The organism is Chitinophaga oryziterrae (assembly GCF_009758125.1).
Lineage (GTDB): Bacteria > Bacteroidota > Bacteroidia > Chitinophagales > Chitinophagaceae > Chitinophaga > Chitinophaga oryziterrae.
Window position 1 is genome coordinate 181,303 of record NZ_WRXO01000004.1, and the last position, 26,783, is coordinate 208,085.

The window sequence follows — 26,783 nt, forward strand, 5'->3', positions numbered from 1 at the left end:
TTATGTCAAGACAGAGAAAGACTTACAACAAGAAGTTTAAGCTAATGAGTGTTGAATTGAGCAAGCAGCGTACGGATTTAGTTGCTCTTGCCAAGGAGTTGGACATCCCGCCCTGCTCTGTTATATCGTTGGCGAAAGGAGTAGTTAGAAAAGCAAGAGAAAAACTTTTCCGGCAATGGGAAGACGATTTTGAGCGAATAGGAGTAAGAGATTGTTCATTTAAAAAAGACCTCCGTGATACATAGCTGGAACGCGATATTTTAAAAGAGGCTGTAAGCATCTTCTCCAGGAGCGATGGCAAATCTATGGTTCATAAAAGAACATGATGCAATATTTCCCATTGAGAAGATGTGCAAAGTATAGGTGTCAGTAAAAGAGGATATTACTGCTGGCGTGAGAGCCTAGAATCTGCAAGAAGCGTTGAGAGTGTTTCTCTTACAAAACAAATATCTGCTATCTATGAAGATAGTAAAAAACGGTATAGCAGAACAAGATCACCAAGGAACTAAGTGGTATGGGAATTGATGTATCCAGACCCAAGGTTGCTCGTTCAATGAGAAAAGGAAGGATACGAAGTATGGCAAAGAAGGAATTTAAGATTACAACAAACTCCAGCCATAAGTATCCAATAGTGGGAAACATATTTAATAGAGGCTTTGATCCTTTGAGATCTCGACAAGTATTGGTGTCAGATATTACATATATCAAGACACTGCAAGGCTGGTTGTAACTGACGATAATCATGGATCCTGGAGATCGGCGTATCATTGGTTGGTCATTAAGCGAAACCATGAAGGCGTCAAATACAGTGTTATTAGCATGAGTGATGGCTTTAAAAGCCGGCAAATAACAGAAGATTTAATCTTTCATTCTGACCGGGGTATCCAATATGCTTGTACAGCTGTTGCAGCCGTTTTAAACGTAATTATTCTTGTAAGAAGAAGTATGAACAGAAAGGGCAATTGCTGGGATAATGAGGTCGCAGAAAGCCTTTAAAACGCTAAAAGCGGAGTGTATATATCATCAAATGTTCGTCAGTAAGGAAAGTGCGGCGATAGTTATCTTCGAATATATTGAGACCCGATATAATCGTAAAAGGCGACACCCTGCGCTTAGGTACTTGTTACCAGCCGTATTTATAGAGAAATTTAGTCAACAAAAAATTGCAGCTTAACTGAGTGCCCATTTTTTCTCAATCCCAAAGTTGCTTCCCAGGGAATGGCAAAGTGATCCTTAGTGAAGCAGAGCAAAAGGTTGCAAGATTAAAGAAGGAGCTCCGTGACACTCAGATTGAATGCGATATTCTAAAAAGGCTATCAGCATCTTCTCCAGGAACGTTGGCAAATATTCAGGTTCATAAAAGACCATGAGCATTTATTTCGCATTGAGAATATATGTAAAGTTCTTAAAGTTAGTCGGACTGGTTATTATGGTTAAATGCTGTTGTTTCAGCAAGACTTATTGGGAACCAGATTCTTACTGAGTATATCCAACAGGTTCATGCTGACTGCAAAAATATATATGTTAGCCCTACGATTACCATGGTATTGAACAAGCGTGGAATAAAGATATCAAGGCCTCGAGTAGCGAGGTTGATGCGAAAAGCAAAGCTGAGAAGTATTGTTAAGAAAAAGTTCTAGGCCACTGCGAATTCAAAGCAAAATACCCTGTAGTAGAAAACAAGCTAAACAGGGCATTTAATCTTGAAAGTATCGGTACTGCCTGGATTTCTGATATAGCCTATATTAAAACACGTCAAGGCTGGTTGTACCTTACAATAGTACTTGATCTGGGAGATAGAAAAATCATAGGCTGGGTCCTAAGTACAACTATGAAGGCTGAAGATACAGTAGTAGCTGTATGGAAAATGGTACAAACAAACCGGCCGGTAATAAAGGAATTATATTCCATCGGACAGACGTATCCAATATGCCTGTACGGATTTTAAGCGGATTCTGGAGGCTAATCCATTAGTCATTAGGAGTATGAGCCGAAAAGAGAATTGCTGGTATAATATGGTCGCTGAGAGCTTTTTCAAGACACTCAAAGCCCAATGTATCTACCAGAATAAGTACAGAGACAAGGAACAAACAGCGTTAGCAACATTTGAGTATATAGAAATTTGGTATAATAGAAAAAGACTACATTTTTTGCTGGCGTATATGCCTCTGGAAGAATTTAGCCTAAAGTTAAACAAGCAATCTTTCACCACTTAACCAAGTGTCCATTTTATTGTTGCAATTTCAATATATTGGTCAGGATGCTTTTCTAACGGAACTTTCGAAATAACCCCAAATTATATATTACAGCCTAATTAAGTATTAATTTTATAGTTGTAATCCCAATGCAATCTTATATCATTAAAAAACATTAAATTATAGGGCACTTATATTTTCAATATAAATTAAGGAGAAAAAAAGTGCAATGGTATTATAATTCCTGCGATCATTTCTCACTTTAATACAAAGTTATCATGAAAAGATTTTTTTTTGTTATAATGTTATTCAATATTTACCAATTCTGTATGAGTCAAAAAAAAAACCTAGAAATTAAAGAATATGATTGGGTCGATCCATACAATATAATTATAAGTGATAATGGTAATTATATCTGTTATGTTTTGAATGATGTATTAACTATTCAGTCAACAATTTCAAAGTGGGAATTAAATGTTAAAGGGTCAAAAAGTGCAGTAATTAGTTATGACGATCGATATATCGTCTTCTCCACATTCCCGGACAGTATCGGAATATTAAATTTAAAAACAAAAAAAATCTCTTACTTATCAAACGTTGCTTCATTCCAACTTTCTAAAAGTGAAAATTCCAATTGGCTAGCATGTCAACTAAAGACAAATAACGCATTTTTATTTAAAAGATTAAATGAATATAAATCTTACACTTTTAATAATGTTCAAGATTACCTATTTAGTAGTGATAATAACACACTACTTATTCAGGGCCAAGTTGAAAATAATTATTATTTATTGTGGATAAATTTACGAACTCAAAGTATTGATACAATTTGGCAAGGCAATAGTTCTCCAAGCAACAAAACATTTGATAAAAGTAATAAGCAACTCGCTTTCTTCGTCTCAGGTAAAGAAGGATATCAAAATCAGATTTATTATTATCATTTAGGAATGGATAGTGCCGTATTGAAAATTGATACGAAAAAATCTAACATAGACAACGATCTCATAATAACCAATAACGCACTCTTATTTAGCGGAGATGGTCGTAGACTTTTTTTTTCTCTTAAAAATTCCCACAAGACCCAAAGCAAGATATCAGAAGTTAATGATGCCGATGTAAACATATGGAATTATAAGGATAAGTACTTGCAATCGCAACAAATAATTTCCAGTAATAGTATGCTTGACAAGGAAGTAATTGGAACGATAAACACTTATACTGATATAGATAATATATTGCTTCTAAATAATAATATCAATGATTGTGTAACTTTAGCAATAGATAAAATGAATAATTATGTTTTAATAAATAATTTGGAGATTGATCCTGCTGACATTCCTTATTCTGCTACTGGAATGTTTGAAGGTGATGGAAAGCATACTATAAACCTCGCTTCAACAAATAGTAAATGGAGAAAAAAGATAATTGATAATAAGTTTATTCAAGAATGTAGTATTTCTCCCAAAGAAAAGTATGTTATTTATTATGACCAAATAAAGAAAAACTATTTTACTTATAACATACTAAAAAATGAAACAAAAAACATAACCAGTTCAATACCTGTACCACTATATAATAAGGAATATGATAAACCTGCACCTTCAACTACATATGGCTTATATGGAGGGCTTGGAGTTGCAGGGTGGACTGAAGATGATGAGTTCGTACTTATTTATGATAACTATGATATTTGGCAGGTAGATCCTAATGGCGTTATTCCTCCTATTAATATTACAAGCAGTTGGGGAGAAAAAAACAATACAGTATTAAGAATTGAGAAAAGTCAAGATGAGAGATATAGCCCGGTTTATAAAATGGGAGATATCTTGATAATAAAAGGCTTCAATAAATTAAATAAGGACGAAGGATATTATAAAATTAAATTAGGCGAAGCGAGTAACCATTTAAAAAAGCTTGTTGCAGGGCCATATAAATATGAGATTATATGTAAATCAAAAAAAGCAAATCGATACGTAGTTAAAATTAGGAACGCTACAAATGCGCCTAATATTTATATTTCATCTAATTTGGAATCATATAAAATACTTACAGATATTAAGCCTCAAGAACATTACAACTGGTTGACAACACAACTTATTCGTTGGGAAACCTTCAGTGGGGAAGTAGGAGAGGGTGTTTTATACAAACCAGAGAACTTTGACTCTACTAAAAAATATCCCATTATTTTTCATATTTATGAGAAATTTTCAAATCAAATAAATGAATTTAAGAAGCCAGAACTTAGTAATGGAGAGATGAATGTTCCCTACTTTGTAAGTAATGGTTACTTAGTATTTGAACCTGATATTCATTATAATATAGGTTACCCAGGGGAAAGCGCTTATGATTATGTCATTTCAGCAGCTAAACAATTAAGCAAATTAACATATATAGATTCGATGAAAATGGGTCTTCAAGGTATTAGTTTTGGAGGATACGAAATAAACTTTATTATAGCAAATACTAAAATATTTGCTGCTGCTTCATCCTCAGCTGGCATTTGTAACCTTGTCAGCGGCTATGGAAGCTTGAGAGGATCTGGCATGAGCAGCCAATATATTTATGAAACACACCAAGGTCGTATTGGTAAAACATTGTGGGAGAAGCCTGATTTGTACATAAAAAACTCTCCAATATTTAATGCTGATAGAGTAAGTACTCCATTATTAATTATGCATAATAAAGGAGATCAATCCGTCCCATGGTCCCAAGGAATCGAATGGTTTACAGCTCTTAGGCGATTGGGTAAAAAAGTATGGATGTTAGAATATGATGATGAAGGTCATGGTATCGGAGGGAAAAATAATATGATTGATTTTTCCATTCGACTTAAGCAATTTTTCGATTATTATTTGGAATGCAAGTCCGCTCCAAAGTGGATGACGATAGGAATTCCAGCTATTCTTAAAAAGAAAGAGACCGGATTGGAATTAGATGATAGTTTAAGAATGCCATGAATTTTATAAGAAATCAAATAGTCAGCCATATTCGAATTACTCCACGAGGTTATGATGTTAACCTCATGGAGTAATTTACATTTAACTAATCCCTAATAAAAGTGATTATACTGTAGTATTTTATATCACTGTGGATTCGTTGGATAAGCAATAGTTACAGGTCCAACACATAGTGAAGTTGTATAAAATCCGCTGCGGAATACAGTTGCAGGACCTGTTGTAACAGTCGTTGTTCCCCAATTTACTGTAGTTAAAGTCGTTGGCAGACAAGCAGCACCAGGATTAATATAATAAAGTGTTCTACCTGGATTGAACTTATTTGCTTTAAATGCAAAAGCTCCACCAACAACAGCCAATACTGCGATTGCGCTTAACATGATTTTTGCTTTCTTCATAAAATTAGCCGCCTTTATGAATCAAAAGGCTAAACTTTAAGTTAACAAAAAAATTCTGCCTACTCTATTCTAAGGGTTTTCGGCTTTCCCCCTCTAATTCATAACCTGAAGTTGCTCTTGCAAGCGCAACAAAAGATTAGGAACGCATTGCCTGATCAGAGCAATACATGTCAATACGTATTGAAAGAGTTATTAACGATGGTTAAGTTTTAAATGAGTTTGAAATTGTTAAGGGTTAAACTTTAAATGTATTGTCGTATAAGAAAAGATTGATAAGGGTACATTTCTAAAATATGGTGAATGTTTTTTAGCAATTATTGTACTTTTTTGTTTCTGAATCAAAGATAGATCATCCTAGTCCTTTTTATTTAGGAGATGGAGAAAAAAACTTAGGAGGAAGGGGAATATTTATGAGAAGTAAATGATTGGGTGACTGGGATATGAGAAAGGTTTAACGGGCGAGATATTGTAAGGAAACCCTGAAAGTATAAAGATGGAGAGGGTTTTACTAATAATGAAAAGGGGCGATGTAAAGCCCTCAAAATCCACCAATAACCTTTAATTTTGCTGGCCAAAAGAAGAACAGACTAAAAGAATCACAATGACGAAATTAGAATCAACGAAGTACTCAGTATTAGACTTGGCCAGCGTAACACAGGGCCACACACCAGCAGATAGTTTCAGGAACAGCCTGGATTTAGCAAAGAAGGTAGAAGAGTTCGGTTATACACGCTACTGGTTCGCCGAACACCACAACATGGCCAACGTAGCGAGTTCAGCAACCGCCATATTAATAGGACACATAGCTGGAGGGACGAAGACGATGAGAGTAGGATCAGGGGGGATCATGCTGCCGAACCATGCGCCACTGATAGTAGCAGAGCAGTTTGGGACATTGGCATCACTGTATCCGGGAAGGATAGACCTGGGATTAGGCAGAGCGCCAGGGACAGACCAGCTAACCGCTCATGCAATAAGAGGGGAGAACTTTAAAGCAGTACACAACTTTCCCAGGGATATCCAGCGACTGCAGCAATTCTTCTCAGCAGAGAACAGTCATAGTAATGTAAGGGCGATACCAGGAGAAGGACTGGAAATACCGATCTGGGTATTGGGGTCTAGCACAGATAGTGCGATGGTCGCAGCGGAATTAGGATTGCCATATGCTTTTGCCAGCCATTTCGCCCCTACGTATTTCATGGACGCAATAAGATTGTATAGAGAGAACTTTAAGCCCTCAGCAAGCTTAGATAAGCCATACGTGTTGTCCTGTGTAAACGTGGTGGCCGCAGATACGGATGAAGAAGCAGAAAGGCTCGCAACATCGGTAAAACAGTTCTTCATGGGAGTCGTTACGGGACGCAGGCAGTTATTACCACCCCCGGTAGACAATATGGAAGACATCTGGAATATGCATGAAGAAGCAGCGGTGAACCAGATGCTGGCATATTCGTTTATAGGAGGGCCAGCAAAGATCAAAAAGCAAATGGAAGCCTTCCTGGATAAAACAGGTGTAGATGAAGTAATGGCAACATCTCACATCTATGATCATCAGGCGAGAGTCCACTCATACAAGTTATTCTCAGAGATATTTAAGTAAAAACACCCCCTGGTGAGAAAACAGAGAACAACTTGCCAGGGGAATAATTAGCCTGATAACTTGAGGAAATCCCACACAAAAATCCCTACAATGAAAATTGCACACGGGGAAACGCATGAAGTTTAAAGAACTGTTTACAAGGCGAACACACAATAAGTACCACCCGCATTTTTATTGACAATACTAAGATTTTTACCATATTTTCAAAAAAACACATTAAAAAAGAATTTATCACATTCTCCCTTGAAAAATTCAATCGTTTCTGTATATTGTTAATCATTTAACAATAATATGGGGCAGATTCAGGCGCAAAAGACTAAGGTAATTTCTTATCTTAAACATTTATTAAATCCCCGGGGCGACTATTCCATCGAAAAATACATCTTCCAGATTATATCGATCATGACCATCGCTATACTCTTTATTTTTATGCTGGTAGATACGTTGGCTGACCTACCCACACCCCCATATCTGCTGGAAATAATACTGATACTGCAATTCATCTTCCTTTTTCTTTCCCAGGTACGACGCATCTATTCTTATATCATCAACCTTTACATATTCATCGGTGTCATCGCCATTGTGATCAATTACGGATTAAATGCGGGTATAAGCGGCCCGTCATTCGTCCTGTTTTTCATGCCTTTGATGCTGGCATTAAGCATTTCAGAGCGTAAATGGTATCCGGTATGGCTGATCATACATCTTGTCCTGCCCGTTGGCTGCCTGGTATTGGAAAGTATCTACCCGGACATGATCCGTGGAAGGTATCACAGTCCGCGTGAACAGTATATAGATATCGGCTCCTCATTTATCATCGTTACGTTGTACATCTACTTCGTCACGACAAGGATCAGGGTATACATGGCGGAACAGCAGGCGATATCAGCAAATAAATCTGTGCAACTGGCAGCATCCGAACTTAAATTACAGGCGTTTTTCGAAGGTCTCAGCGACCAGTTCTTCCTGTTGGATGACAAGATGAATATCGTTCACTTTAACAGCAAAGCTGCTGAGCAATATCAGAAACAATACGGAATAGAACCTAAAGAAGGGCAGTCTATCACCTCGATCCTGTTACCTTCCTACAGACCCAATTTTTTGGAAGATTTTAAGCAATCGATGTCAGGTGTGAAAATCAGTCATGAGCAGAAGCTTAATTTCGGCGACTGGCAGCAATTATCACTGGAACCCGCCAGGGATAAGTCCGGGAAGATAGTCGGCGTGACATTGATACTAAAAGATATCACTGAGCGAAAGCTCAATCAGCAGCGACTGGAAAACAAGAACGCATTACTGGAGAAGATCGCCTTTATCCAGGCCCATGAGTTCAGGGGACCATTAACATCCGTGCAATCCTTATTACCACTTATAAAAGAAGAATATTCAGAAGTAGATCCTATACAGATGGATATGATGGAAGATGCATTAGCCAAACTAGACAAGAAACTCAAAGAAATTATAGAATTGGCAAATGACGCGATACATATGAAATGACATTTTTCCAAGGCAATAACACCCCCAATTTGACAAAAATACAAGGCAATAATTGTTGCAAATGACAAAAATACAAGGCGATGGAGGTATTTTGAATATATAAATTAGTGATTTTAAATTAATTAGTCTACAATACTCACAACGAGTTCCGCAATATCAATTTAAAAGGGTTCTTCACCTTCTGCGGTATCTTATCCATAATGATCTGCGCCGCAGTAATCCCCATCTGCTCATGATCTGTAGAGATCACTGTGATCCCATCCAGTAGGATCTCTTTTAACAACGTCTCATTATAAGAAACAATACCCACATCTTTTCCTATCCGCAACTTATTATTACGGCATATCTTCACCAGGTTAACAAGGTCTGTTTCTTCGATCACCACATACGCCTGGCCTTTTTTCACCGGTGTATACATTTCCACGCCTTCAATCACAGAGAAATTAAAATCGTGCATCCGGCAGAAATACTGAAACCCTTTTTTAATCTCTTCAGGATAAGGATCAATACCAGGATTCACGAAAATCATGTTCTCGTATTTTTTTAGAGAAGGTAAAGCCTCATACAGCGCCTCATTGATATCTTTCTCAAAGTCCTGATATACAGCCGCATAATTGCCGCTGAGAGAAGGCAGGTCCTTATCTAATAAAATGAGCTGATCAGCCGGGATTTGTCTGATGATACGTAAAACTTCTTCGGGATGATCATAAAAATGGGGCATGATCACATAGTAATCATAATCGCCAAGGTGATTATTGATCAGGTTTTCGAAGAGCGCAACGCTGTGATGATGCATATGAAGGTCCACGAACACGCTATCTCCCAGGCTTTTCACAAAAGCATTATAGACCTGCTTTTTATAGTTGCTGATCTTGTTAAAGAGAAGGAGTATACGTAGCGGGATGACAATATCCGTCCGGTTAATAAAGTAACCTTTTCCTTTAACGGAAATGATCACTTTTTTATCCCGGAGTTCTTTATAGGCTTTCTCCACGGTACCACGGGAAAGCAGGTAATGTTCGCTCAGTTCATTGATGGAAGGAATCTGCTGATCGCGTTTTAGTCCGCCGTCACGCACGGCTGCCATGATAGAATCCACTATCTGCAGGTAAACGGGAACTTTGCTGCCGGTATCTATATTCAACCCTTTCATCGTTGTAAAATAGGAAATTTATATTACTGATGGGTGTTCCAGTGTAGAAAGGGTCGCATTGCCCTGTTAATCAGTAGTTCAGCCGCTACAAAACGACCCCTGTTGCAGGATATAATTCAGTTCTGCCAGGGGCTGAGTTTTATATCCCCCATTTTTATCGATTTCAGGCTTAAGGCGAGTTTATTATTGAACTTGGCACCAGGTGGCCAGGGAACGCCTACCGTGCCTCTGTTGGCCTTAAAAGGGACATCTATGTCATTGAACTCAGTGGTGATGTAGATATGTTCTTCCAGCAGGCTATGAGATCAGCAGGTGAGTTAGGCTGGTAACAACCATCTTAATCAAAACGCAGAAAGAGCATAAACGTTCCTGGAAACTCTTTGTAACTGGTATATAACTGGTATATAAGCCCACTCTAAATAAGGTGGGCTTGTAGAGCTGTTGTATAGGACTTATAGTGGGCTTATATAGGGCTTATATCACCATAAGCAGTGAATCTCAGTAGGTTATAAGCAGTAATTACTATTTGAATACTTTTATTGCTGATTAGCAATGAATTAAGATATATGGAAAATTATTATGGCAGGAAATAGTGAAAAATTCAATATCATTTAGCTGCGTAGGAGCCTAACGGAGACTATTATGTTTTGGGGCAAAAAAAGAGTGTGTATCAAAAGCAACTGATACACACTCAATATGTTATTATGAATTATTGCTTAATAAACTTATACAATTCTTTATAATTATCATCTCCACTCTCACCAGTGCCTGATAATATCAATGTAGAGTCATTTATTTCGGACAAATAATAAGTATCATAACTTAAGTTAACATTACTGGCAGTACCATTATCATCGTAAACAAGCGTAAGTTTCTTACTGCTGCGATCGTATGAGAAGCCACCAGTATTCAGACCGTTATAATCATAATTTACAAGATAAATGTAATTACTGCAGGATGAATTATTCAAATCAAGGTACTTATATAAGTATCTTCTTTGCTGGGTCATATTGTATTTACCCAATGTGTACTGCCATGTAAAGGAGTATGTGTTATATGGGAGGTAATACATTGTTTCAACGTCGGCAGCTATCAGCATACCTTTATTACAATTATAGTACTGATATGATGATACATTACCGGTATCTATTTGCCAGTCACTGGTAAATTGTCCATTTGAATATTCTTTGTAAGCATTATACCTCCAGGTACCTGTTAATGAATCGGTCAGCGCATCGCTTCCTTCCGGTAATATAATTACCATAGAAGTAATAGAACGGCTTACACGGTTTAAGGTATCGTACGCAGCATATTTTACATAGAAGGTATCTCCATTAATAGAGGCTGGTAATTTGAATACGATAGTAGAATCAATATAGCCATCTCCGGTGCCACGGGTGCCACTCAGATTTTTAGTGCTTATTCTTGCATCACCGGCCGCTTTTGAAACACTTGCCAGTCTGGCCTGCCTTGCAGCTTTTCTGAGACCATTAGCCTGTGTATAATCTACTTTAAAATAAGACTTAGCGCCTACGATCTGTACATAATAACCTGCCACATAACCTGCAACGTTTGGAGGATAGATAGTCAGGTAACGGCTTTTAACCACATTGTAAACCCTGTTATAAGTTGTATCGAGTACAGGAGCGCTGGCATTGGTGGAAGCAGCCGGCAGCACTGAATCTGCAACAGGGGTAGCATAAGCGACCTTGAGACCTGCTGTCAGTACATCAGCATTTACTTTGCCGGAGGCAAATATATTTACAACAGTGGTATCGTGTACTGTGTTTGTAACAGTGACGGTCTTATCGTCTTTCTTACAAGCGTAAAAGCCTACAACGCCCGCTAAAGCGCCAAAAAGTATGATCTTTTTCATAGATAAAGGAATGATAATTATTTAATATAAGCCTATCCTGGCAATAGTTGTTATCAGTTATTAACTAAGAGGCCGTTTGAAAGAATGAAACGGCCTCTTTTATTATTATGAATTATTGTTTAATGAACTTATATAATTCTGCAGAATTGTCATCTCCATTATTGTTATAGTATGACATTATTAATGTGGAATCAGTTAGCTCGGACAAATAATAGGTATCATAATGTAAGTCAATATTACTACCTGTACCATCATTATCATAAATGAGCGTAAGTTTCCTGCTGCCACGATCGTATGAGAGGCCACCAGTGGATTCGGCTCCCATTTTGCCATTATTGTTTACAACATAGACGTAATTACTGCAAGTGGAATTGCTTACGTCAAGGACCCTGTTAACAGACGTAGTAAGATTCTTCATGTTGTATTTATCAAATGTGTACTGCCATATATGGGAGTAGGTGTAATATGGAATGTAATACGCTGTTTCTGAGCCGCTGGCGGTGAGTGTATTATTAGTACAATCATAGTACCGGTATGATGATACATAACCGGTATCTACTGACCAGTCGCTGGTATATTGTCCATTTTCATAATCTCTGTAAGAATAATACTTCCAGGTACCTGTCAATGAATCTGTCAGGGCATCGCTTCCTTCCGGTAATATAACTACCATAGCAGTAACAGGACGGCTTACACGGTTTAAGGTGTCATACGCAGCATATTTTACGTAGAAGGTGTCTCCGTTAATAGAGGCTGGTAATTTGAACACGATAGAAGAATCGATATAACCATCTCCGGTACCACGGATACCAGGCACATTTTTGCTGCTTATTCTTGCATTATCAGCGGTTTTTAACGCATTTGCCAGTCTGGCCTGTCTTGCAGCTTGTCTGAGACCATTAGCCTTTGTATAATCTACTTTAAAATAAGACTTAGCGCCTACGATCTGTACATAATAACCGGCTACATAACCTGCAACGTTTGGAGGATAGATAGTCAGATAACGGCTTCTTACCACGGTGTAAGTCTTGTCGTAAGTAGTGTCCAGTACAGGAGCACTGGCATTGGTGGACGCTGCCGGTAATACTGAATCTGCCACAGGGGTAGCATAAGCCACCTTGAGACCTGCTGTCAGCACATCAGCATTTACTTTGCCGGATGCAAATACATTTATAGTTGTGGTATCGTGTAATGTGTTTGTAACAGTAACGGTCTTACCGTCTTTTGTACAAGCATAGAAACCTGTAACGCCAGCTATAGCGCCAAAAAGTATGATCTTCTTCATAGATAAAGGGATAATAATTATTTGGTACAAAAATATGGCGGTAATGTTTAATTGTTCAGAACCATAGTATATCTGGGGTTGCTATAAGTTATTAACTAGCTGGCTGATAGCCGATTAATGATTATTGATATGTACGTATTTTTATAATTCGGTATATATTGTTGTTCGGTTTTGCGTATAAATATTGATATATACGTCGGCGTTATTAATATAAAGGAGGCGAGTTTTCTTGCAGGATCAATATGAATTACTGTCAGGCTATCAATAGCTCTGCCGGCGAGGCTGGCAGTTTTCCTGCTAATTGCTCCCAGGTCTTCAGGTACTGGCGGTTCGTCTCGTCAAGGCTGCCTAAAAACTCTCCATAGTTTACCTTGATTTGTCTCGTTTTTGCTTCTTCATCCCCCTTTGCGAAACTTCCTCCGGTATCGATAATGGCATATGTATCGCGATCTTTCAGCTTCCTTGCGTTCGTACTGTTTACATCTCCCACACCGCTGTGAAGAACAACAAAACCAATTTCTGCCAGTGTTTCTTTTCCGATCCCTTCTTTCCACCCGGATATCTCCATATCATCTACCGTCTCCAATGAAAGCCCCTCGACTATCACTACATGCCCTGTGCCTACTGCCAAAGGCATTTTCCTGGGCGCCGTGACCCTTGTGAGGTTGTACTTTTCTACCAGGCTTAGAATGGCAGCAGATCCGGCGGTCCTGGACCCGTCTTTGTCCTCCTTTACAAAAAATTGATAATCAAGTGTTGCCATGATGTCTGATTTTATCCATTTGAATGCAAGTGGATGTTTATTGGCCACTACCTTCATCACGTCCACGGGACTTTTGTCCTCGCCGACTTCACTTGCTGTTTTGGACAGCATTTCTCCAAGGTCTGCAGGGGACCCTTTGAACGCTGCTTTCTCATAAGCTGCTTTTTTAGCGATTTCATCTACGACAAAGTCTTCCACCAGTGTAAAGGCACTGGCATGAGTATCAAAAAGAACATCGATTTCACTTACGGTGAAAATCTTATTCTCTAAACATCGCTCGAACAGATCCCCGTAAATCTTTCCCACCGTATCTGTGGCTATCATTATTGGAGCAAATTCCGGTGTGTTGGTTAACCATGGCTCCTTGGACATCCTATTTATTTTGACCTTCAGTTGCATCATCTCACCGGATTTAAGATATTCCATCATCTCCCCGCTTGTCATTGTTGCTTTACCAGGGAACAGTACCCCTGGTTTGGTTATCAGTTGTATCGGACCATTATCGCTTACCGGGGCCGGTTTCACCCGCCGCTGCTTCTGCTGTACCACATGCCAGGCTTCAGGTGGTAAATCCCGGGCAATATTTGATGGAGATGGTTTAATATCTAACGCTTTAGCCTGAACAGCAGGCATTGAGAGTGACTTCATTTCAGCGATATTATGGGAATTCGCAGCCGCAGGGAAAGTGGTGGCTGGTTTTTTTCTTTCGTGGGTCATGTCAGGGAATAGATTTATTGGCTGTTGTAATATACACTTTTTACTATTTCGTACCTTAGCGCCTATGCTTACAGTTAGCGGATTATATATTTATCCTGTTAAATCATTGGGAGGAATCGCATTGCCTGCGGCCTCTCTGACCGATCGCGGTTTTGAATACGACAGAAGATGGATGCTGATAGATGAAAACAACCGTTTCATCTCACAACGGGAAGTAGCTGCCATGGCTTTTTTAAAAGTAAGTCTGCAGGAAGGTGGCTTGCTGGTCCAAAATACCAATAAAGCAGATTGTTTTTACCTTGTCCCTTTTCAACCTTTAACGACAGAAACGATGATGGTTTCTGTATGGAGCGACAACTGCCTTGCCCAATGTGTAAGCGCTGAAGCGGATGCCTGGTTTAGTGAACAACTGGATATTTCCTGCCGGCTGGTGTATATGCCGGATAATACCCTGCGGGAGGTAGATGAGTTATATGCACACAATAAAGAGATCACCAGTTTTTCTGATGGATATCCTTTGTTAATTATCGGTCAGGCTTCATTGGATGACCTGAACAGCAGGTTATCATCGCCTTTGCTGATGGACCGCTTCAGACCCAATATTGTATTTACCGGTGGGCTGCCGTTTCAGGAAGATGATATGAAACAATTTAGTATTGGGGAGATACAATTTTTTGGTGTTAAACCCTGCGCACGCTGTACCATTACTACCATCGATCAACAAACCGGGGTAAAAGGGAAAGAACCTTTGAAAACACTCAGTACTTACCGTGCGAAGAACAATCGTATTTATTTTGGCCAGAACCTGTTGTATCAGGGTGCTGGAACTATTCGCATTGGCGATGTTATTAATTAGAATAACTTTGAGCAATTAAATCGTTGATCTTTATGACAAGAATGGAACAGGCTTTTCATCTTTTTGATACTTATAACCAACAGGACCCTTCAGAGCCATCTGAATATTTTTATGCCATCAAATTGTATGAATGGGTAAAAAAACTGGATCCGGAAGCCAATGAGCCTTTGCTACTTGCTTCAAGATGCCAGCACATAGGAAGATGGGAGATCTCCAGGAAAACTTATCCGGAAGGCAGGGTTGGTTACCTGAAATGGAGAAGTGATCTGTCAAAATTTCACGCACAAAAAGCAACAGAGATATTGCAATCGCTTGGATATGATGAGGACATCATTGCCCGTGTGAATGAAATAATATTGAAGAAAAGGCTTAAAACAGATACTGAAGTTCAAACGATGGAGGATGCGCTTTGCCTGGTGTTCCTGGAATTTCAGTATGACGACCTGATTAAAAAACAGCCGGCGGAAAAAATGATAGAGATCCTGCAGAAAACCTGGGGGAAAATGAGTGCAAAGGGGAGAGAGGTCGCGTTGTCTCTCACTTATAGCGACGCCGGACAGCAACTGTTAGAAAAAGCATTAAAATAGAGGTCCTATTTTCTCACCCGGGCATGCCTTATACGGGTTAGTGTTTCTCTTGACACGCCCAGATAAGATGCTACCATATGAAGGGGCACACGATTGAAAACATCGGGAAATGTGGTGATGAAATTCTGATACTTTTCTTCAGCCGTATAGCTGATGTTCATCATTATCCGTTCCTCATCAGCGAGATATGCTTTTCCGATCAGCTTTTGTGCGTAACATTTAAATGCCGGAATGGTAGAAACCAATTCGATAAAACTTTTCTCAGTCCATAATATCACCTCTGTATCTTCCAGCGCGTCAATATTATACATAGAAGGTGTTCCGTTCCTGAAACTTTCGAGATCAACCAGCCATGAGTTTTCCGGCGAAAACCGCAGGATATATTCTTCTCCGCTGTCACTCAGACGATAGGTCCTCAATAAGCCACTTTCAATAAACATTTTTTGTTTACAGATTTCTCCCTGTTTCAACCAAAGCTGCCTTTTGCGTATTTTTTTGAATGTAGACAAAGACAAAACCCGGCCAAGTTCATCTTTGGTCAGGGTGGCTTCAGTTGTCATAAATGCTTCAAAGCTCTCCGGCATTAAGTAAAATTTAATTGTTTTCTTACAAATTTAGGTCAAATGACCTCAAAAAACGGTGTCAAATGACCTTGTTATAGCCCTTTTGCGTGCGCAACTTTGTCTTGTCAATGTTACAAATAAAAGACTAAAGTATGCGTGTTTTTATTACCGGAGCCTCGGGATTTATAGGCTCAATTATTACTAAAAGTTTAATTGCGGATGGTTACCAGGTATTGGGGCTTGCCCGGTCCAAGGCTTCTGCCCAGTTGCTTACTGAGCTGGGAGCGGAAGTGCATTGGGGTAATCTGGAAGACCTTGAAAGTTTACGCAGCGGAGCTGCTCTGTCCGATGGGGTTATCCACACCGGTTTTATTCATGACTTCTCCAGGTTCAAGGAAAATTGTGAAGTAGACAGGCTTGCCATTGAAGCCATGGGGACTGTGCTGTTGGGTTCAGACAGACCCTTTATTGTATCCGCAGGCACGGGTATTAACGATTCCGGCCAGATTAAGACAGAGAACGACGGGACAGCTTCGAGATCGCCGATGACACTACGTGTGTCCGAAGAGACAGCAGCTTCAGTAGCAGAACTCGGTGGAAAGGTAGCTGTAGTGCGGCTTCCTCCTTCTGTACACGGATGGGAACAACAGGGTTTAGTGACATTCCTCATCGCCATCGCCCGTGAAAAAGGCGTTTCAGCCTATGTGGGTGAAGGCCTTAATCGCTGGCCGGCGGTACATCACCATGATGCAGCGCGTGTTTTTAAGCTGGCAATTGAAAAAGGCGTTCCTGATTTCAGATATCATGCTGTTGCCGAAGAAGGGATCCCTTTAAGGAATATCGCCGAAGTGATTGGTCAGTGTCTGAATTTGCCAGTCGTATCCAAAACCGCTGAAGAAGCTGTGGAGCATTTTGGCTGGCTTGCCCCTATCGTAAGTTTAAACTGCCCTGCTTCAAGTGCAATAACGCAGGAAAGGCTGGGATGGTATCCAAACCAACCCGGACTGATAGATGATCTTAAAAGTGTACTTCAGTTTCAAGCTAACCAGGTTTAACTATTTTGTCTTCCCGACAAATTAAAAGCCTTCAGATCATTCGATCTGAAGGCTTTTATTATACTGGAATTTGTTCAGTTTTATTGGGCCAGTCCAATTTGTTTCATAAACGATTGATTGTCCCAAAACAGGTATTCTTCTATCATCTTTCCATTTTTCCAGTTTGCCACCGTATTCATTTCCAGCCTGAATTTTTTACCTGTTGGTGGAATTGTTTTTCCATTCCCGATAGGCATAGGTTGGGTAAATGTTCCTTCCATTATACCAATTACGGATGTCCAGCCATTGGTCCCAAACTTTACAGGATGCTCCGTGATTTTCGTGTCAGGTGCAAAAACAAACATAGGCTTCAATTGCTCAATATGATCATGCAAGCCTTTTGTTGTGCTACCATCAGGATAGTGGACTAAGATATTCTCCGCATGGCTAAGTTGCAGGCTGTCCCATTTCTGATGAGAGTAAATATCAAAGTCCAGGCTGTCGAAACGTTGAAGCAATATGGCTGTTTCTGCATTCGCAGCGTTGTCGCCTGCTTTATTGTTTGAACAACCGCTTAAAACGGTAATGGTAACAACAACCAGGAAAAGGAGATCGTTTACAGGTTTGAAGTGTTTATTTTCCATTTGGTTTATTTTATGGTTAAAAAATAAACAACTTGTTGATACAAATTGTTTTAGCTGGATTTTAATGATACGAATCTCTGCGCCCGGGAACGTTTGCATAAATAAATTATTGTTAAGGGTATAAAAATTAGAAAAAAATCAGCATTTTGGGGCAGTGAACAATGATTGTACGTAAACGAAAATTCTGGCAGAGCAATGCCATGTGAGCACATTTATAACCATTAACCATAAACAAAACCTATGAGAAAAGCCCGCTTTTTATTGATGGCATTATTATGCCATGCCCATTTATTTGCACAGACCCAATGTGCAGTTGTTGGCTGGGCCAGCCAAAACGGAGGTGTAACAGGTGGAGGAACAGCCACTGCTACTGTTGTTACTAATTACAATGATCTTAAAACCGCCATTACTTCTTCTTCCGTGAAGGTTGTCCATATATCGGGGACGATCACCATTCCTTCTGCGGGTCGCATCAGCTTACAGGACCAGTCAGGAAAGACGATTTATGGTTTACCAGGTTCTAAATTAGTGTCGACTGACCAGACAAAAGATGGCTCAGGGATACTGTATGTAAAAAGATGTTCGAATATCATTTTCAGGAACGTCACATTAGAAGGACCAGGAGCCTATGATACCGATGGCTGGGATAACATGACCCTGGACAACAGCACCAATATCTGGATAGATCATTGCGAATATCAGGATGGAATGGATGGTAACCTGGACATTAAGAACATGGCCGACTACATCACGGTCACCTGGTGCAAGTTTATCTACTTAAAAGCGCCCAGGGCAGGTGGCCCCGGAGGCTCGGATGATCACCGCTTCTCCGACCTGTTTGGCTCCAGTGACGGCGCTACCGGCGACAGGGGACACCTGCGTGTAACCATGCAGCATTGCTGGTGGGCACAGGGTTGCAAAGAACGCATGCCAAGGGTAAGATTTGGGAAAGTACATATGGTCAACAACTTTTTCAATAGCACTGTTGCTTCAAAATGTGTAACGGCTGGTTTTGAAGCAGATCTGCTGGTGGAAAGTAATGTGTTTGAGAATGTGAATAACGCTATCACCACGATGGATAATACATTTACTGCCGTGACCTCCAGGAATAATATTTTTACCAATACTTCCGGTGACACTACAAACAGTGGCGCAGCATTCACCCCTCCTTACACATTGACCATCACATCTGCCGCAAATGTGAAAAGCCTGGTGACGGCAGGTGCTGGTGCCACATTAACAAGCCCATACTGCGACAGTACCACCACGCCTGCACCAGTGACTTACACGTTAAGCACTATCGCGGCGCCCACAACAGGGGGGACGATCACCGGTGGCGGAACATATGATTCAGCAACTGTAGTAACCGTAAAAGCTACTGCAGCAACGGGATATACCTTCACCGGATGGAGTGGCGCTATATCAGATACTTCCACTGTAGTAAGTGTAACCATGAACAGTGATAAATCCGTTACAGCTAACTTCCAGGCACAGAATACCGCTGACTCTACGACTACCGATACTACTGGTATCACTGATACTACTATCAGAATAGAAGACGATGCTTCCACCTCACAGGGGCTTTGTAGTTATGATGGTGCTATCAGTAGCAACAGCGGTGCCGCAAATGGCAAAGTGATCAACCTGGCCAATGCAGCGGATAAGGGTGTAAGCTGGAAGATAAATGTGCCTGAAGCGGGTACATACGCCATTAACTGGCGTTATGTAAACAGCAGTAGCAGTAATACCTATACAATGGCGCTGATCATAAACGGGGTTACTGTCAACAGTGCACAATCATTCCCCAAAACAAGCGGCAGTACTGTATTTGCGAATGCTACTGCCTCTGTATCGTTGAATGCCGGTGACAATACCATCCGTCTGCAATCAGTAGCGGCTACCGCCACTGCGGATATTGACTGGATGGAAGTTACAGGGAAGACACCTTCAGCCGCAAGCTGCGTCTCTACAATGGCAAGTTATGTGCTTCCTGCATCAGAGATTGCTGCATCCACCCCGGCTATCTATCCGAATCCTACTACAGGTGTAGCCACGATAACAATGACCTTGCAAAAGAATGAACAGGCCGTTATCAGGGTATATAATACACAGGGTAGTCTGGTAGATAATCTCGGCACTATCAGGTCAGAGACAGGCGGTACACAACAGATCCACTGTAACCTGAATGGTAAAAAGCCAGGGTTATATTATGTGGTGGTGACTGGCGACAAAGGATTTAAGTCTGGTTACAAACTATTTGTAGAATAACTTTAATATAAGAGCCGCTTTATACAAAGCGGCTCTTATAATCCTATTTTACTTTCAGCAGGCTTGCATTAACAGCAACCACAATGGTGCTGACAGTCATTAAAACGGCTCCCGCCGCAGGGCTTAATAAAATGCCCTGTTTGTATAACACACCTGCCGCTAATGGCAACGCGACCACGTTATAACCTGTTGCCCATGCTAAATTCTGAATCATTTTTCTGTAAGTAGCTTTACCAAATAAGATCAAACTTACAATGTCCCTGGGATTGCTGTTTACCAGAACGATCCCTGCTGTTTCTGCCGCAATATCGCTGCCGCTGCCAACAGCAATGCCAACATCAGCAATCGCCAGCGCAGGAGCATCATTTACACCGTCGCCAGTCATGGCCACAAACTCACCTTTGTTTTGCAACTCTTTTATCTTTTCCAGTTTCTGATGGGGTAATACCTCGGCAATGAAACTATCCAGGCCCAAAGTTTCACTTACACTCTTTGCTACTTTATTATTGTCACCGGTAAGCAATATGGATTTGATATTATGCTGTTGTAAGGTTTTAACTGCTTCGGCTGATTCCGGACGAATTTCATCTGATAACGCGATATATCCCGCTAACTGCTTATTGATAATAATAAATACAACGGTTTCTATATCATTGACAGTATATCCTTCAGGGATAGGGATGTTATTCTCTTTTAAATATCCCGGACTTACCACCAATATCTTTTTACCTTCTACAGTTGCTTCAACACCCTTTCCTGTAATTGCATTAAAACTTTCTGTTGCAGGAGGGGAGATGGATAGATCTTTTGCTTTTTGCAGTATGCCTGTAGCAATAGGATGTTCCGATTTTTGCTCTAATGCCGAGGCTAAACGGATGATTTCATTTTCGCTGATATCTTTTTGTAATGATACAACTTTTGATACTTCGAATCTCCCTACGGTCAATGTACCCGTTTTGTCAAATACAATGGTGGTGATTTTTCTCGCATTTTCAAATGCTGTCCTGTTCTTGATCAGCAAGCCGTTCTTAGCGGATAGGGCGGTTGATTTTGCCACTACCAGCGGTACTGCCAGGCCCAAAGCATGAGGGCAACAAATCACAATGACCGTTACCATTCTCTCCATTGCAAACGCCAGGGATTGCCCGGTTAAATACCAATACAGGAAGGTAGCGATACCTGAGATCAATGCAATGATGGTGAGCCATTTTGCCGCTGTATCAGCCAATAGCTGCGTTTTTGATTTTGATTTTTGTGCATCGTCCACCAACTTTATTACCTGCGACAAATAAGAATCTTTTGCAGCATGAGAGACCGTCACTTTAATAGAACCGTTGCCATTGATAGCACCTGCGATGACCTTATCCCCCTTTACTTTTTGTACAGGTTTGGATTCACCCGTTAACATACTCTCGTTCAGGTAACTTTCTCCTTCTGAGATGATCCCGTCTGCAGCTACCTTTTCTCCTGGTTTTACAAGGATGATATCGTTCTCTTTCAATGTATCCGTTTTTACATCATGCACCATATCCGGCATGACCATATGCGCCTCGGCAGGCATTAACTGTACCAGCAATTCCAGTTCTTTTGAAGCACCGGCTACAGATTTCATTTCTATCCAATGCCCCAGCAGCATGATCAGAATTAACGTTGCCAGTTCCCAAAAGAAATCCATGCCCTCCAAACCAAACACAATTGCAACGCTGTATATATAGGCTACGGTGATGGCAAAGCCGATGAGAAACATCATGCCCGGGGTTTTCAATTTCACCTCATCTGCCAGCCCTTTTAAAAATGGCCAGCCCCCATAGAAAAACACCACAGAGGATAACGCGAACAGGATGTATTGTGAACCCGCGAACTGCCAGTTGACACCCATAAAATGTTGTATCATCGTTGATAATAACATAATGGGAATAGTAAGCACGAATACCACATAGAACCGTTTCCGGAAATCCATGATCATCATGGAATGGTGATCATGCCCTGCGTGATTCATGCCGGGTGCAGCATGAAGATGTTGATGTTCCATATGTATTTATTTAATGGTTAAACTATCCGCTGTTTTTCGCGCCCAGTTTATGATCGATATTTTTTCTGCCGGTGATAGTCTTGCATTTTTATGGATCAATGTGTAAGAAGATAAAGGCATACTGCCATCATCAATACTATTCGCAATGGCCTTTAACTTATTGATCTGCCTTCTGTGGGAATAAGATCCAAACTCACTGAAGTTGAGCTCTTCCTTACCTTCTTTAATATGCCAGTCCAGCATCGATCTGACTGGTTGCACGTTCGCATACCAGGGGTATTGCGTATTGTTGCTATGACAATCATAACAGGCTGTTTTAAGGGTAGCCTGTACATTTTCAGGAAGGCTATACATCTTTGAAATAGCTGTTGGTAATACCTGCCCGTTTTTATTACGGGCAGGTTGAATAAACTGTATAGCGATTAATACGATCAATATTCCGATAAGTATTTTTTTGCTACGGTTCATGTTATTTATTTAAGCTCTTCTTTTACAGAACCACATGTTGGCATCTTTTTACCCAGGTACGGATTTTTTATTTCCTTTATTTCACTCAGCCAGGTAGCGCCTTTACCATCGTTGTACATAGGGCAATAATCCTGGTATAATGGCTGGCCGCCACCAAAGGTTTTTACCAGTTCGTACATATCTTTGCTCAACATATCAAAATGTTCCCGTTGGTGTGGGATATTAGCGGCATTTTTCCCGATATGTTCAGCATGTTCCCTGGCATCCTCTTCCAGGTCTTCGTAAGTTTTCTTTTGTCCGGCTGTCAACAAAGAGGTATCAAATTGTTGGAATGCAGATACCATGGTATTGCCGGCAGCGGCTGCTTCATTACCATTATCGTTTGCCAGTGCATTTTTCATGCTCAGATAACCCGCAACGATTTCTTTTATGGAAGCGGATGGTTTAGCAACCATTGTGTCTGTTTGTGCCTGTATGGTGTCGCTACCTTCAGATGGTTTATTATTACCGCTGTTGCACGCTGCGAATGCAGCTATTACTACTAAAAAGAGTATATTTCTCATTTGTATTATTTTTAATTTCTGAACAAATAAAATGGCCTATTGTTCAATGTTTTCGACGCATTGAATGGTGTATATGTTGCAAAAATCAAATCTGGAAGGACTGAATGGACACACGTATGTCAGGAGGATTGAAAAACCGCTGTCGGGGTATTGGTTTTTCTGTTTTAAAAGAAGGAGCTAAATAAGGTAAATAAAATGAGGGGAGAAATATAAATGTAACCGGGCTTTCGATGCCTGTATTGACAGACCTGGCAAGTAATTTATCTAACTGCGAAAACTTGATTACATGTTTATTACAGCAGTGATCATCCTGTTTGTCAGATGTTTTGTGGTGATGATGCTTATCATGATGATGTGCAATTAATTCCATACCTACAGCACAGGCAAACCCTGCCATAGTATTCAGGGCGAACACTACGAGTAGGAAAAACGCTTTGATTTGTATGGTCCTGGTCCTTTTCATTCCTGGCTTAACAGCCCAAAAGTAGTGTTAACTCCTTAAAAAGGGTTATATAATTATTGAGAAGATGTATATAATTATTATCTTAAAGGTATGGATGTTAACATTATTAATGGCATCGAATACTTTATTCATCTTGATGCCGAAGAGAAGGAATTCATATCCTCGATAACTGTTTGTAAAACATATGAGAAGAATGATTATTTTTTACGCCCGGGACAGGTTTGCCGTGAAGGAGGTTTTATTCAAAAAGGTCTGGTCCGTTATTACGCGATCAAAGATAATGGCGAGGAAATGACCCTGCATTTTGGAAAAGAGAACGAATTCACCTGCAATTACCAGAGCTTTCTGGACCATTCGGTGTCGCAACGTGGTATACAGTGCCTGGAAGCCTGCGAAATACAGGTAATATCATATGATAACCTGCAAAGGCTATATGAAGAAGTCAAAGAAGGTCAAAAATTCGGCCGGCTGATTTGCGAATCTCTTTATTTACAAGCCATCAATCAGGTGGGTTCCATGTATACCGATGAACCGGAAAAGCGTTATCTCAACTTTTTAAATGATTATCCTGATCTGCAACAGCGTATCCCTCAATATTATATATCCTCTTATGTAGGCGTTAAACCACCTTCATTAAGCCGTATCAGAAAAAGGCTTTCCGCGTAATTAATTAACCTGGGTGAACGAACCGGCCAAAAGCCGGTTTTATCTTTGTTGCATCAAATCAAAAATGCATCAAATGAAAAAGACAATTTCTTCCATCGCTTTTGGATGTACATTAGTCACTGGTCTGTTACTGGTATTTATCGGCGCACGTTTTCTCCTTATGCCATATGTGGCCGAACTGGCTTTTGGTATACAGACACCTACCGGCAATGATTATTCCTTTCACTATATCAAAGGCATACGTGATATGGCCGTAGGGCTTGCAATACTGGCCATGCTGCTTACACGTACACAACGTGGCCTGGGCATATTGCTGCTGGCAATTACCATAGTACCTGTTACCGATTTCCTGATTGTACTCAGCGCACCTGGCCATCTTACAGCACGTTTATATCCACATATAACCGCTGTGATACTTGGTATCGCACTGGGGGCCTATTATCTTTTAATATCACGTAAATCCTCTTCGAATGTTGCTTTTTAATGTTATCCTTCTGACCCACTTTCTGTGCTTTGCCGTTTATCTCTGTACCTTATTAGCCCAGTGGCAGGATTATAATACCCGTGTACGGGGGGCGTTGGGTTTAGTATTGGGTATAATACTGCTGCTGAGTGGTATTGCACTGGTGGCGCTGAAATACCCGCATGTAAATTACTATAAGGTTGTTCCTAAAACGGGGTTGTTTGCGGTGGTTACTATTATTAATATACGTTTTGGTGGTAAAGTCTATACCCGTGGGGCCTACTATGCATTGATCGCAGCTACCTTGCTTGCTGCATGTATTGCAGTGGTACGTGTGTAAATAGTTTCGGAAGAAAAAAAACGCCCCCAAAAGCGTTTGACTTTCCGGGGGCGTTTCCAATGAGGTGTGTCTTCATTATGGATGCGTATAGAGCCGATATATAGGAGCTCCTACTGGAGGCACGGTTGGCCCGCCATCGGAGTATCCTATTGCTACCAACGTTCCATTAGTAGGGTCTGTAGTAGCATCGCTGACAATTTCAGCATTTGCCAATGTACTCCAGGCAATAAACTGGCCGGCAGGATTGTACCAGGCATAGTTTACGATTGCAGCATCTTTTGGCGCCTGTTTAGGGGTGAATGAGCTGAACAGCAATAACATGGCAAATAATGGGAGAGTCATGAGGACTTTCAAATTTCTCATTTGAGGGTGTTTAATGATTAACAAAAATAGGGTTGTGTCATACTAAATATACAACGGAGATTTTAATGATCAAAACTTCTTTATCCCCAATTACCTTGTATGTAAAAACCAATCTATTTAATCCATTTATGAAATAATATTTACCTAAAACTCAATTTTATTGATATTTTCTTTAACTTTATTAAACAATGAAGCAGTTAAAGAAATCGCTCCCGCATGTTTGTCCCAGTTGCCAGTCGCCACTGAAAGTGACGTCGCTGTCGTGCGACGCCTGTGAAACAGTGGTATCCGGTTCTTTTGAACTGCCTTTACTGGCAAGACTTTCAGGAGAGGAATTACAGTTTGTACTGGACTTTGTGAAAAGCAGTGGAAGCCTTAAAGTGATGGCCCAGCAACTTGGGCTGAGTTATCCTACTGTACGTAATCTGCTGGATGATCTCATTCAGAAAATAGAGACCAACGAAAGAATTCTAAAACCTGATAAATGACAACCTGGCTCTTTAATCCGTTCACATATATTGCCGGTCTTAAATCGCTGGTAATAGGCTGGATTATAATACTTGCTACCGCCTGTATCGCTTATTATAGTCACACTCATTTCGATGGCGCTATTGATGCGCATTTACAATTAAGTAATAAGGTGTACCCTGCCTGGCATTACGTGGCGGAGCCATTTATAGACTGGAGTTGTCTGGTACTTGTGTTCTTTATCATGGGAAAAGTATTCTCTGCTTCTGCCATCAGGTTCATTGATATAGCCGGTACTTTCGCCTTTGCCCGCTGGCCTTTTGCCTTCCTGGCGCTCATTAATTTTTTAGGCCCGCATATAAAGGATCTTACAAGAATAAGTCCGCTTGACCTGCTGCTGATATTCATTTCTCTGGGTTTTTGCATATGGATGATCGCCTTGATGTACAATGCATTTAAAGTATCTGCTAATATCAGAGGACAAAAATCCGTTTGGCTGTTTATTATATCATTGATCGCAGCCGAAGTGATATCAAAAATTATCCTTTACTATACATTACATTAATC

General features: G+C 40.3%; 29 protein-coding genes. 17 read left to right on the forward strand and 12 right to left on the reverse strand.

The annotated features are described in order from the left end of the window. Positions 1-2: 2 nt before the first annotated feature. The 6 genes from GO495_RS15710 to GO495_RS15735 all read left to right on the forward strand — a co-directional run bounded on the left by GO495_RS15710 (position 3) and on the right by GO495_RS15735 (position 5,152). On the forward strand, positions 3-245 hold the full coding sequence (locus GO495_RS15710) for a hypothetical protein (protein ID WP_157300670.1): 243 nt from the start codon (positions 3-5) through the stop codon (positions 243-245). A 728-nt stretch (positions 246-973) separates the two neighbouring features. Continuing rightward, on the forward strand, positions 974-1,174 hold the full coding sequence (locus GO495_RS32705; RefSeq protein WP_420808917.1) for an IS3 family transposase: 201 nt from the start codon (positions 974-976) through the stop codon (positions 1,172-1,174). 298 nt (positions 1,175-1,472) lie between these two features. Further along, positions 1,473-1,640: an IS3 family transposase gene (locus tag GO495_RS32710; protein WP_420808919.1), complete on the forward strand. Its 168-nt coding sequence runs from the start codon at positions 1,473-1,475 to the stop codon at positions 1,638-1,640. 86 nt (positions 1,641-1,726) lie between these two features. After that, positions 1,727-1,948: a DDE-type integrase/transposase/recombinase gene (locus GO495_RS32715; protein WP_420808920.1), complete on the forward strand. Its 222-nt coding sequence runs from the start codon at positions 1,727-1,729 to the stop codon at positions 1,946-1,948. Between the two features lie 37 nt (positions 1,949-1,985). After that, positions 1,986-2,216, forward strand: a complete 231-nt coding sequence (locus GO495_RS32720) for an IS3 family transposase (protein WP_157300672.1) — start codon at positions 1,986-1,988, stop codon at positions 2,214-2,216. Positions 2,217-2,524: 308 nt separating this feature from the next. Continuing rightward, positions 2,525-5,152, forward strand: a complete 2,628-nt coding sequence (locus GO495_RS15735) for an alpha/beta hydrolase family protein (RefSeq protein ID WP_157300673.1) — start codon at positions 2,525-2,527, stop codon at positions 5,150-5,152. Between the two features lie 125 nt (positions 5,153-5,277). Here GO495_RS15735 and GO495_RS15740 read toward each other — a convergent pair whose 3' ends face one another. Next, positions 5,278-5,547 carry a hypothetical protein gene (locus tag GO495_RS15740; protein WP_157300674.1) on the reverse strand — a complete coding sequence of 90 codons (270 nt, stop codon included), beginning with the start codon at positions 5,545-5,547 and terminating at the stop codon, positions 5,278-5,280. Between the two features lie 601 nt (positions 5,548-6,148). Here GO495_RS15740 and GO495_RS15745 point away from each other — a divergent pair. Together GO495_RS15745 and GO495_RS15750 are read left to right on the forward strand one after the other, a co-directional pair. Then, complete coding sequence (locus GO495_RS15745) at positions 6,149-7,147, forward strand: LLM class flavin-dependent oxidoreductase (protein ID WP_157300675.1); 999 nt, start codon at positions 6,149-6,151, stop codon at positions 7,145-7,147. A gap of 291 nt (positions 7,148-7,438) precedes the next feature. Further along, a complete protein-coding gene (locus GO495_RS15750; RefSeq protein ID WP_157300676.1) occupies positions 7,439-8,644 on the forward strand; it encodes a PAS domain S-box protein in 1,206 nt (401 codons plus the stop codon). Positions 8,645-8,780: 136 nt separating this feature from the next. Here the strand turns inward: GO495_RS15750 and GO495_RS15755 are convergent, their stop codons facing one another. From GO495_RS15755 to GO495_RS15770, 4 genes are all read right to left on the reverse strand, one after another. Next, positions 8,781-9,797 (reverse strand): GntR family transcriptional regulator, encoded by a 1,017-nt coding sequence (locus GO495_RS15755; RefSeq protein WP_157300677.1) that lies wholly within the window; start codon positions 9,795-9,797, stop codon positions 8,781-8,783. Between the two features lie 709 nt (positions 9,798-10,506). Further along, positions 10,507-11,673: a hypothetical protein gene (locus GO495_RS15760; RefSeq protein WP_157300678.1), complete on the reverse strand. Its 1,167-nt coding sequence runs from the start codon at positions 11,671-11,673 to the stop codon at positions 10,507-10,509. Between the two features lie 112 nt (positions 11,674-11,785). Then, entirely contained in the window at positions 11,786-12,958 is a 1,173-nt protein-coding gene (locus tag GO495_RS15765; protein ID WP_157300679.1) for a hypothetical protein, read from the reverse strand. A gap of 253 nt (positions 12,959-13,211) precedes the next feature. Beyond that, the gene (locus tag GO495_RS15770) at positions 13,212-14,438 is read right to left on the reverse strand and encodes a hypothetical protein (protein WP_157300680.1); all 1,227 of its coding nucleotides are present in this window, start codon (positions 14,436-14,438) and stop codon (positions 13,212-13,214) included. 64 nt (positions 14,439-14,502) lie between these two features. On the opposite strand from GO495_RS15770, the gene GO495_RS15775 reads away from it, so the two are divergent. Both GO495_RS15775 and GO495_RS15780 read left to right on the forward strand, forming a co-directional pair. Next, positions 14,503-15,294: an MOSC domain-containing protein gene (locus GO495_RS15775; RefSeq protein ID WP_157300681.1), complete on the forward strand. Its 792-nt coding sequence runs from the start codon at positions 14,503-14,505 to the stop codon at positions 15,292-15,294. Between the two features lie 32 nt (positions 15,295-15,326). Continuing rightward, on the forward strand, positions 15,327-15,881 hold the full coding sequence (locus GO495_RS15780; RefSeq protein ID WP_157300682.1) for a DUF4202 domain-containing protein: 555 nt from the start codon (positions 15,327-15,329) through the stop codon (positions 15,879-15,881). 5 nt (positions 15,882-15,886) lie between these two features. Here GO495_RS15780 and GO495_RS15785 read toward each other — a convergent pair whose 3' ends face one another. After that, positions 15,887-16,465, reverse strand: a complete 579-nt coding sequence (locus GO495_RS15785; RefSeq protein ID WP_157300683.1) for a Crp/Fnr family transcriptional regulator — start codon at positions 16,463-16,465, stop codon at positions 15,887-15,889. 131 nt (positions 16,466-16,596) lie between these two features. On the opposite strand from GO495_RS15785, the gene GO495_RS15790 reads away from it, so the two are divergent. Continuing rightward, the gene (locus tag GO495_RS15790; RefSeq protein WP_157300684.1) at positions 16,597-17,499 is read left to right on the forward strand and encodes an SDR family oxidoreductase; all 903 of its coding nucleotides are present in this window, start codon (positions 16,597-16,599) and stop codon (positions 17,497-17,499) included. Positions 17,500-17,579: 80 nt separating this feature from the next. On the opposite strand, the gene GO495_RS15795 is transcribed toward GO495_RS15790, so the two are convergent. Then, entirely contained in the window at positions 17,580-18,122 is a 543-nt protein-coding gene (locus tag GO495_RS15795; protein ID WP_157300685.1) for an ester cyclase, read from the reverse strand. A 240-nt stretch (positions 18,123-18,362) separates the two neighbouring features. Between GO495_RS15795 and GO495_RS15800 the strand changes: the two genes are divergently transcribed. After that, positions 18,363-20,390, forward strand: coding sequence for a pectate lyase family protein (locus tag GO495_RS15800; protein ID WP_157300686.1), 2,028 nt, complete (start codon positions 18,363-18,365; stop codon positions 20,388-20,390). Positions 20,391-20,433: 43 nt separating this feature from the next. Here GO495_RS15800 and GO495_RS15805 read toward each other — a convergent pair whose 3' ends face one another. The 4 genes from GO495_RS15805 to GO495_RS15820 form a co-directional block, all read right to left on the reverse strand. After that, the gene (locus GO495_RS15805) at positions 20,434-22,422 is read right to left on the reverse strand and encodes a copper-translocating P-type ATPase (RefSeq protein ID WP_157300687.1); all 1,989 of its coding nucleotides are present in this window, start codon (positions 22,420-22,422) and stop codon (positions 20,434-20,436) included. 6 nt (positions 22,423-22,428) lie between these two features. After that, positions 22,429-22,890, reverse strand: a complete 462-nt coding sequence (locus GO495_RS15810; RefSeq protein ID WP_157300688.1) for a heme-binding domain-containing protein — start codon at positions 22,888-22,890, stop codon at positions 22,429-22,431. Between the two features lie 5 nt (positions 22,891-22,895). Beyond that, positions 22,896-23,453, reverse strand: a complete 558-nt coding sequence (locus tag GO495_RS15815) for a DUF3347 domain-containing protein (RefSeq protein WP_157300689.1) — start codon at positions 23,451-23,453, stop codon at positions 22,896-22,898. An 85-nt stretch (positions 23,454-23,538) separates the two neighbouring features. Further along, a complete protein-coding gene (locus tag GO495_RS15820) occupies positions 23,539-23,916 on the reverse strand; it encodes a hypothetical protein (RefSeq protein WP_157300690.1) in 378 nt (125 codons plus the stop codon). A gap of 90 nt (positions 23,917-24,006) precedes the next feature. Between GO495_RS15820 and GO495_RS15825 the strand changes: the two genes are divergently transcribed. The 3 genes from GO495_RS15825 (at position 24,007) to GO495_RS15835 (ending at position 25,385) form a co-directional block, all read left to right on the forward strand. Further along, a complete protein-coding gene (locus GO495_RS15825) occupies positions 24,007-24,582 on the forward strand; it encodes a Crp/Fnr family transcriptional regulator (RefSeq protein WP_157300691.1) in 576 nt (191 codons plus the stop codon). Positions 24,583-24,655: 73 nt separating this feature from the next. Continuing rightward, positions 24,656-25,066, forward strand: a complete 411-nt coding sequence (locus GO495_RS15830) for a DUF4267 domain-containing protein (protein ID WP_157300692.1) — start codon at positions 24,656-24,658, stop codon at positions 25,064-25,066. Next, positions 25,053-25,385, forward strand: a complete 333-nt coding sequence (locus GO495_RS15835) for a hypothetical protein (RefSeq protein ID WP_157300693.1) — start codon at positions 25,053-25,055, stop codon at positions 25,383-25,385. The genes GO495_RS15830 and GO495_RS15835 overlap by 14 nt, the downstream gene beginning before the upstream one ends. 75 nt (positions 25,386-25,460) lie before the next feature. Here the strand turns inward: GO495_RS15835 and GO495_RS15840 are convergent, their stop codons facing one another. Next, entirely contained in the window at positions 25,461-25,748 is a 288-nt protein-coding gene (locus GO495_RS15840) for a hypothetical protein (protein ID WP_157300694.1), read from the reverse strand. 188 nt (positions 25,749-25,936) lie between these two features. Between GO495_RS15840 and GO495_RS15845 the strand changes: the two genes are divergently transcribed. Continuing rightward, positions 25,937-26,236 (forward strand): DUF2089 family protein, encoded by a 300-nt coding sequence (locus GO495_RS15845; RefSeq protein WP_157300695.1) that lies wholly within the window; start codon positions 25,937-25,939, stop codon positions 26,234-26,236. Continuing rightward, positions 26,233-26,781, forward strand: a complete 549-nt coding sequence (locus GO495_RS15850; protein WP_157300696.1) for a hypothetical protein — start codon at positions 26,233-26,235, stop codon at positions 26,779-26,781. Before GO495_RS15845 ends, GO495_RS15850 begins: the two co-directional genes overlap by 4 nt. Positions 26,782-26,783: the final 2 nt, after the last annotated feature.